The 6,767-nt window shown below is 47.7% G+C and carries 9 protein-coding genes and 1 rRNA gene; 7 read left to right on the forward strand and 3 right to left on the reverse strand.

The features are described 5' to 3' along the window. Positions 1–34: 34 nt before the first annotated feature. Positions 35–838, forward strand: coding sequence for a DUF2797 domain-containing protein (locus ACFSB2_RS10520; protein ID WP_377942984.1), 804 nt, complete (start codon positions 35–37; stop codon positions 836–838). Positions 839–863: 25 nt separating this feature from the next. Here the strand turns inward: ACFSB2_RS10520 and ACFSB2_RS10525 are convergent, their stop codons facing one another. Then, positions 864–1,103, reverse strand: coding sequence for a DUF1450 domain-containing protein (locus ACFSB2_RS10525; protein ID WP_377942985.1), 240 nt, complete (start codon positions 1,101–1,103; stop codon positions 864–866). Positions 1,104–1,236: 133 nt separating this feature from the next. Between ACFSB2_RS10525 and ACFSB2_RS10530 the strand changes: the two genes are divergently transcribed. The 3 genes from ACFSB2_RS10530 (at position 1,237) to ACFSB2_RS10540 (ending at position 2,673) form a co-directional block, all read left to right on the forward strand. After that, the gene (locus ACFSB2_RS10530; protein WP_377942986.1) at positions 1,237–1,413 is read left to right on the forward strand and encodes a hypothetical protein; all 177 of its coding nucleotides are present in this window, start codon (positions 1,237–1,239) and stop codon (positions 1,411–1,413) included. Between the two features lie 107 nt (positions 1,414–1,520). After that, on the forward strand, positions 1,521–2,240 hold the full coding sequence (locus tag ACFSB2_RS10535; RefSeq protein ID WP_377942987.1) for a S1C family serine protease: 720 nt from the start codon (positions 1,521–1,523) through the stop codon (positions 2,238–2,240). Between the two features lie 118 nt (positions 2,241–2,358). Next, positions 2,359–2,673, forward strand: a complete 315-nt coding sequence (locus ACFSB2_RS10540) for a rhodanese-like domain-containing protein (RefSeq protein ID WP_377942988.1) — start codon at positions 2,359–2,361, stop codon at positions 2,671–2,673. Here the strand turns inward: ACFSB2_RS10540 and ACFSB2_RS10545 are convergent. Beyond that, complete coding sequence (locus ACFSB2_RS10545; RefSeq protein ID WP_377942989.1) at positions 2,628–2,999, reverse strand: hypothetical protein; 372 nt, start codon at positions 2,997–2,999, stop codon at positions 2,628–2,630. The two genes, ACFSB2_RS10540 and ACFSB2_RS10545, sit on opposite strands and share 46 nt — an antisense overlap. 125 nt (positions 3,000–3,124) lie before the next feature. Between ACFSB2_RS10545 and ACFSB2_RS10550 the strand changes: the two genes are divergently transcribed. Beyond that, a complete protein-coding gene (locus tag ACFSB2_RS10550; protein WP_377942990.1) occupies positions 3,125–3,847 on the forward strand; it encodes a class I SAM-dependent methyltransferase in 723 nt (240 codons plus the stop codon). A gap of 350 nt (positions 3,848–4,197) precedes the next feature. Here ACFSB2_RS10550 and ACFSB2_RS10555 read toward each other — a convergent pair whose 3' ends face one another. Continuing rightward, positions 4,198–4,890, reverse strand: a complete 693-nt coding sequence (locus tag ACFSB2_RS10555) for a metallophosphoesterase (RefSeq protein ID WP_377942991.1) — start codon at positions 4,888–4,890, stop codon at positions 4,198–4,200. Between the two features lie 203 nt (positions 4,891–5,093). Here ACFSB2_RS10555 and ACFSB2_RS10560 point away from each other — a divergent pair, with 203 nt between their 5' ends. Next, positions 5,094–6,494 (forward strand): UvrD-helicase domain-containing protein, encoded by a 1,401-nt coding sequence (locus ACFSB2_RS10560; protein WP_377942992.1) that lies wholly within the window; start codon positions 5,094–5,096, stop codon positions 6,492–6,494. 178 nt (positions 6,495–6,672) lie between these two features. After that, a 16S ribosomal RNA gene (locus tag ACFSB2_RS10565) occupies positions 6,673–6,767 on the forward strand; the annotation flags it as partial.

Genomic DNA, 6,767 nt, shown 5'->3' on the forward strand with positions numbered 1-6,767 from the left:
GGACATGCCTAGTGTGTGCAAGGAGGAATAAGTTATGTTATCCGGCGATTTGAGGTCTCTGGAACCAACACTGTCAGAGCCTGTTCAATACAAACTGTGTTTTGCAGACATTGACCAGCCACTCAATGAACTGATTGGCCGGGAAATTCGCATGGAATTCATGGGTAAACGCCATTGTATCGCATGCGGTCGTTCAGTGAATAAAACATTCCAGAATGGATACTGTTTCCCTTGTGTTCGCTCATTGGCAGAATGTGATCTCTGCATCGTCAAGCCACACGAGTGTCATTTTCATCTCGGAACATGCCGAGATGAGACTTTTGCGGCCAGTCACTGTATGATTCCACACTATGTTTATTTGGCGTGGAGCAGCGGATTTAAAGTCGGTCTTACCCGCAAGGGGCGACAATTGAAACGTTGGATGGACCAAGGTGCGACAGCGGCTGTGGTGATTGGCGAAGTGCCAACCCGCCGTTTGGCTGGTGAGTTGGAGATGGAAATCGCCAAACATATGCAAGACAAAACAGACTGGCGGAAGATGTTAAAAGAGGAGCACGAGCAGGATAGAACGCTTGCTGAAGTGCGGGATGAAGTGATTGCCCGCTTGGCTGAACCGTTTATGCAATATGTACTCTCAGAAATGATGGAGCCACAAAAGTTTGTCTATCCGCGCGAAGAAACCTTTAAGGTGAATTTAAAGAGCATGAATTTCGATAAAGCGCCGCTTGTCCAGGGCACATTGCGGGGAATGAAGGGGCAGTACATGTTGTTTGATGAAGGTGTCTTGAATGTCAAGAAATTTGCCGGTTATCGGGTTGCATTCGATGTCGTCGGATAATTGTCAGCCCGACAGGCGTTTGGCGTCAATCCAGTGCCAGCGCCTGTTGGATTTCTTTTTCTAGCCGCATCATCAGCGCTTCGACATTGTCTTCTGTCACAATTTCACCGTTAAAAAACACGTAGGGTGACATCGCGCACAATTCACACTGTGTCATACAGGCATTTTCAATGATTGTGACGGGGTACTTCTCTTCTAACTGATACAAAGCCGGTGAAGCGGCTTCGTTGGCATCGCAAACTTCGATTAAATGAATCCCGAACATCCGCGCCATTCACCCCCGACCGTAGTGTACCACGATTATTCCTTCACACAAACGTTCAACAAGCATTTCCAAATGGGCATTCGGGTACACTACCGAAGCAAAAACGTTGATGATCGCGCAAGGAGGGTGAAGGATGTCTTGGGTTTATGAAGCACGTTTATATGATTCGAAATCTGTGGCATCTTATGTCGCAATGTGCATTCGGGACGATCACCTGTTGGGCGGCTCCAACGATCTCAAAGTCCAAGTGTACAGAACGCGAAGAGGGAATTATGGCGTGCGTTATCGCAAGCCAGTTGTTGACATGTAGGCGAAGGTGGAATCGCAGCACCACATCTCACAAGCGCATTCTGTGACGAATACACTGTACAACGCCTAACGTATTTGCGGCAATTGGGTTGTGCAGGGGGTGATGTGGTGGGGAAGAGACCGCAGACAAGTGCTGGATCGAAAAAAAAATCAAGTGGACTTCCAAATTTCGTATCCATCGTACAACGTTACAAAAAAGCAGTAATGGGTATTGAAGTGATACAAAACAGAAATCGCCAGCTAAGTGTTGGATTTGGTTTTCCTTGGGAACGTACACAACCGCGTCAAAATCGATCCGCGCTCAACATAGGTACAGGGTTTGTCTTTCATCCGAAAGGTTACATCTTAACCAACGAGCATGTGGTCAGTGATGCTGACAAAATCATGCTTCGTGTTTACGGGAAAAAAGATTTAGTGAACGCTGACGTCATTGGTCGCGATAAAAAACACGATATTGCCATTCTGCGCGCAGACATACCTGCAACTCCACCGATTTTGAAGTTAGGGCACGGCAAAAATGTACGAGTGGGAGAATGGGTGCTTGCCATTGGCTCGCCGTTGGGGCTCGACAACACGGTGACAGTTGGTATCGTCAGCGCACAAAACCGTCCGTTGCAAATCGGTGAACGTGAGTATCCCAACCTGATTCAAACGGATGCTGCGATCAACCGAGGAAACAGCGGCGGTCCTCTGATCAACCTGCGTGGCGAGGTCATTGGCATGAACACAGCTGTTTCGCAAAGTTCGCAAGGAATTGGTTTTGCAATCAGTGTAGATGTTTTGCGCCGCGTGGTGGAGCAGATTCTCCAGCAGCCATTTTCACATTAACTGAGGTCTTCCGTTAAATTTCTGACGAAACTATGCTACATTGGATTGTAGGACAGCTGCATTTTTGTATGCTTTCCTCAATACAGCGTTTTTTCGTTGCGGGAGGAGCACCTCGTTTATGGAGCATAACGGCATTCGGCAGTACTCGACTGCGGAGTTAAAGACACTTTTGGAAGATAAAACCACACAGGTGATTGACGTTCGCACACCTGAAGAATACGCAGAAGGACACATTCCCAATGTGCCGCTTCACCCCATGCAGGAAGTGGCAGATTGGATAAACGGCCTTCAGCCTGATAAGTCCTATGTATTTGTCTGCCGCAGCGGCGCTCGTTCCCAGCGTGTTGCCGAATTTCTCAAGGCAAATGGCTTTAGCGAAGTGGCCAATTACGATGGCGGCATGCTGGCTTGGGACGGCGAATTGGTGAAGTAACGCTGTAAAAAAAACAACTGGCGCGGGTTGGTGTCGTAACATATCTGCAAAACGGCTTCGATGCTGAGTTCATCGGGGCCGCTTTTGTTTGCGACTTCCTCTGTGATATCGCGTAAACGTGCACTTGTTCCGCCATCATTCACCGTCTCAAAAAGCTGCTCCCACGAATGGCGTGTCACAATTCGACGCAGAAAATTGTGCCGTGCACTCTCGGTGAACAATTGAAACCGTTTGTTTTTAAACACCATGACAATTCCCGCCGGCGAGAAGATATAGTCGCCAGCTTCCTCTACGCTTAATTCTAAAATCTGCACGATCTCGGCCATAGCCATCCTCCCATAATTAGTGTCCACTCTACGGCATTGGGGAAGCCGTGGCAAGTTTCTTTCACCGTCAGCCCAAACTTTTTTTCACTTGACTCATACAATGAGGCGAAGGTGAGGTGTTACCCGTGGATTATCATGATGTCCTCGCGCGCATGGGGGTGGCCAATGCACACCCTGGTGGACAGGACGCAACCGACTTTTGGCTTTCACAAATCAACCTCCATGAACATACAAGCGTTTTAGACGTTGGGTGCGGCAATGGGGCAACGGCGTGCGAAATGGCGAGAAAATGGAATTGCGATGTCACCGCGATCGACATTCGCCCAAGAATGGTCAAAAACACAAAAAAGCGAGCGCTGCAGCAGGGACTATCCGTGCAGGCATTGCAGGCCTCGGCTGAAGCGTTGCCATTTACGGACCACACATTTGATTTCATCGCGTGTGAATCCGTACTGGTATTTGTGGACAATGAGCGGGCCTTACGTGAATTTTTTCGTGTACTCAAACCCGGCGGTCAAATGGTGGATGTGGAGATGCTGTTGCTGCGCCCTGTAACAAAGGCATGGAAGGATGAAGTGAAGCGAATTTACGGTGCGCTTGAAGTGCCTGACCTTGGTACTTGGAAACGAAAATTTCAGGCAGTTGGCTTTTCCCCAATCCGCGTACTCAGATCTGGGCCAATTGATGCCCTTACCGCATCTGGAAATCAAAGCGATAATTCATTTGTGGATGCCTCCGCATTATCTGATCCTAAGGTCTTGCGCATCGTCGAAGAAAACGGTCATTGGCTGCAAGCCAATCAGCGAATCATGGGATATGGGATCTTTTTATTGACCAAACATCATTAAAATGAACATAAATTGGTACACTGCAGGGGATAGTAGGTCTGACATCGCTCATTGATTGCCGTGATGACAAGGTGGGATCGTGCTGGTACGACGCGTATGATGATGCGGTTGCAGTGTTATCCAGGTTTAACTCTGGGATTGGCGAACGGATGTCGACCATGATTTGTGCATATCGCGGAGTGTGTGTCGTATGCAACGAACTTTGTCTGTGCGATTGCGCTGCGGCTGGCAGACACCGCAACTAGTGCAATCACACTGCACGACATCATACACAGTGTCATTGCACAGCAGTCAGAAAAGCGATGCTTCACATACCGGCGGCTACAGCCGCCGGTCAATTTGTTTTCGGCTTATGCAAGCGTGAGAAGACGTGGACAAAAGTTTAGATAATCCGCGCTGACCAATTGATAATGGATACCATGATGTATCCCGTTAAAGGCATAACGATGCGAATTGCCATGCAAATGACCATATACACACATCACAACCTGATATTGCTCAAGCAAGTTTGTGTAGGCAGTTCCTTGACCATCTGCGCTCAAGGGGGGATAGTGCAACATGCAAACAATTTTTCGATCCGATTTCTTTGCGTGTTCAAGCGATAAACGCAAACGGTGAAGTTCTCTTTCGAAAATATGCTCATCTTCTTCTGTGAAATTGGGGTGGTTGGGCAAAAGCCATCCTCGCGTTCCGGCGATTGCCACTTCCGCTTGCTGCAAGCTGTCGTTTTGGATTGCGTATGTATCATGAGAGAGCAGTTGGCGGACTTTACCGATACCGCTCCACCAATAGTCATGATTGCCGCGAATCAAAATTTTCTTACCTGGCATTGCGCCGATCCAATCTAAGTCTGGCTTTGCTTCATCTAAAGTCATTGCCCATGAAATATCTCCAGGAAGTAAAACTGTATCTTCTGGCCCGATCTGTGCATGCCAATGGGCTTGAATTCGTTCAGCGTGATCACGCCAGGTATCGCCAAAGATGTCCATGGGCTTGTCCACGACGGTGGCGAGGTGTAAATCGCCGATTGCATATAAGGCCATCTGAATGCCCCCTCCTGAATAAGAATCATATCATGCGCTGCAAGTTCTCTATAATAAACTTCTTAAAGAGATACCGGCTCAACGGCGCAAGGGGCAAAATGCGCTTTCTTATTTTAGAAACTTCTATGTGTTACTCAAGTTTACCCTAAATCATGGCCATGCCCGCCTAGAACGTACAAGATATTGTTCATGGGGGGATAGGGATGGAAAATTGGACGACGGAACAACGTCAGGTCATTGAGCGGCCTCCGCAGTCAAATGTGGTGATTGCATCTCCCGGAAGTGGAAAAACAACAGTCTTGACAGAACATATCGTGAAGGTTGTTCGACAAGATCACATTGCTCCACGAAGCATCATGGCCATTACCTTCACCCGGCAAGCAGCTGGACATATGCGTCTAAAGCTGTTTAAACAAAAACAACTATCTGGGCGAGCGATTGAGTCACTGCGTATTGGTACATTTCATGCTCAGATTTTTCATGCCTTACTCGAACTTCAGCCAAATATCCCTGTATTGCTTGATGCGCAGGAGCAATCTCAAATCATGCGTCAAGCGCTTTGTAACGTCCGAGGGACGAGGCGTCAGACTTCATATAGAGATGTGACGAACTGTTTAACAGTATATTCCTCCCAGAGTGGGGGTAAAACACAAAGAATTCCGCGTGATATCAGGCGGGCGTTGCGCAACTACGAGAAACTGAAGGCTCGTTCAAATCGCTGGGACTATGAAGACATTTTGCGGCACGCCGAAACCGCTTTGTCAAACGGTCAAAGTCTTCCCTATTTTAAAAGTCTTGAGTACTTACTTGTGGACGAGTTCCAGGACACAAATCATGTGCAGTGGAACATCGTGAAATTCCTCCATGAACAATACGGTATTCCTGTGTTTGTCGTAGGAGATGATGATCAATCCATTTATGCTTTTCGCGGTGCATCGCCACATTTCTTACAAACCGCGTCAACTGAATTACGCAATGCGACTCAATACATGTTGTCCCACAACTTTCGTTCGGATAAAACGGTAGTGGCTCATGCAAACTCATTGATTCAACATGTGGCTATACGCATTCCCAAACCAATGCAGGCGGTCTCATCCAAGCAGGGCATTGTGGCGGTTTTTGGCGTTCTGGATGAAAGATCAGAAGTTCAACTGCTACGCGCAATACTGCAATCGATGATTTTGCGTCAGAAGCGAATTACAGTTGGGATTCTCGCCCGTACGCGTCGCCAGCTCTACAATGCCTGGAAAATGATTGTCTCCATGCAGCGTTCGCTGACTCATGCACAAATTGAATGTCAGCTACGCACGTATCATGATAGTAAAGGAAAAGAATGGGATGCTGTTTTTCTGTTGGATCTGTTCGAGAGCGAGACGAGCCAATCCGAGGATAGGTGTAACGAGGATGAGGAACGTCGTTTGTTCTATGTAGCATTAACCCGTGCGAAAGCAGTGGTTGTTGGCTTTGTGCCGAACATGTTCAAAGGACACTATGTCGAACCAAGCGGTATGCTCAAACAGGCGGACTTGTGTATAGAGGAGGTGAACGCAATGGCGATAGAGCGTATAATCGCCGCTCTTGAGAAAAATGGGGGCGTTACTTAAAAAATTGATGTCTCTAGTTGAAATATGACGAGATTTGTCGTTGACATCATTTTTTTGAGGTGGTATATTACTCGATGTCGCTTCGACAGAAGCTGCATTGAATTGGTACCTTGAAAACTAAACACACAGCCACGCCTTGAGCGATTCATCGTGGGCAACCACGAAAAGTAAGACAACATTTGTTGAGAGTTTGATCCTGGCTCAGGACGAACGCTGGCGGCGTGCCTAATACATGCAAGTCGAGCGGACTTCTTCGGAAGTCAGCGGCGGACG

The organism is Alicyclobacillus fodiniaquatilis (assembly GCF_042678105.1).
In the GTDB taxonomy this organism is placed as follows: domain Bacteria; phylum Bacillota; class Bacilli; order Alicyclobacillales; family Alicyclobacillaceae; genus Alicyclobacillus; species Alicyclobacillus fodiniaquatilis.

What these genes read in the sequence shown, in the direction of transcription:
- ACFSB2_RS10520 (WP_377942984.1), top strand. Translation starts at nt 35, where the DNA reads ATGTTATCCGGCGATTTGAGGTCTCTGGAACCAACACTGTCAGAGCCT.
- ACFSB2_RS10555 (WP_377942991.1), bottom strand. Translation starts at nt 4,890, where the DNA reads ATGGCCTTATATGCAATCGGCGATTTACACCTCGCCACCGTCGTGGAC.
- ACFSB2_RS10540 (WP_377942988.1), top strand. Translation starts at nt 2,359, where the DNA reads ATGGAGCATAACGGCATTCGGCAGTACTCGACTGCGGAGTTAAAGACA.
- ACFSB2_RS10545 (WP_377942989.1), bottom strand. Translation starts at nt 2,999, where the DNA reads ATGGCCGAGATCGTGCAGATTTTAGAATTAAGCGTAGAGGAAGCTGGC.
- ACFSB2_RS10560 (WP_377942992.1), top strand. Translation starts at nt 5,094, where the DNA reads ATGGAAAATTGGACGACGGAACAACGTCAGGTCATTGAGCGGCCTCCG.
- ACFSB2_RS10530 (WP_377942986.1), top strand. Translation starts at nt 1,237, where the DNA reads ATGTCTTGGGTTTATGAAGCACGTTTATATGATTCGAAATCTGTGGCA.
- ACFSB2_RS10525 (WP_377942985.1), bottom strand. Translation starts at nt 1,103, where the DNA reads ATGTTCGGGATTCATTTAATCGAAGTTTGCGATGCCAACGAAGCCGCT.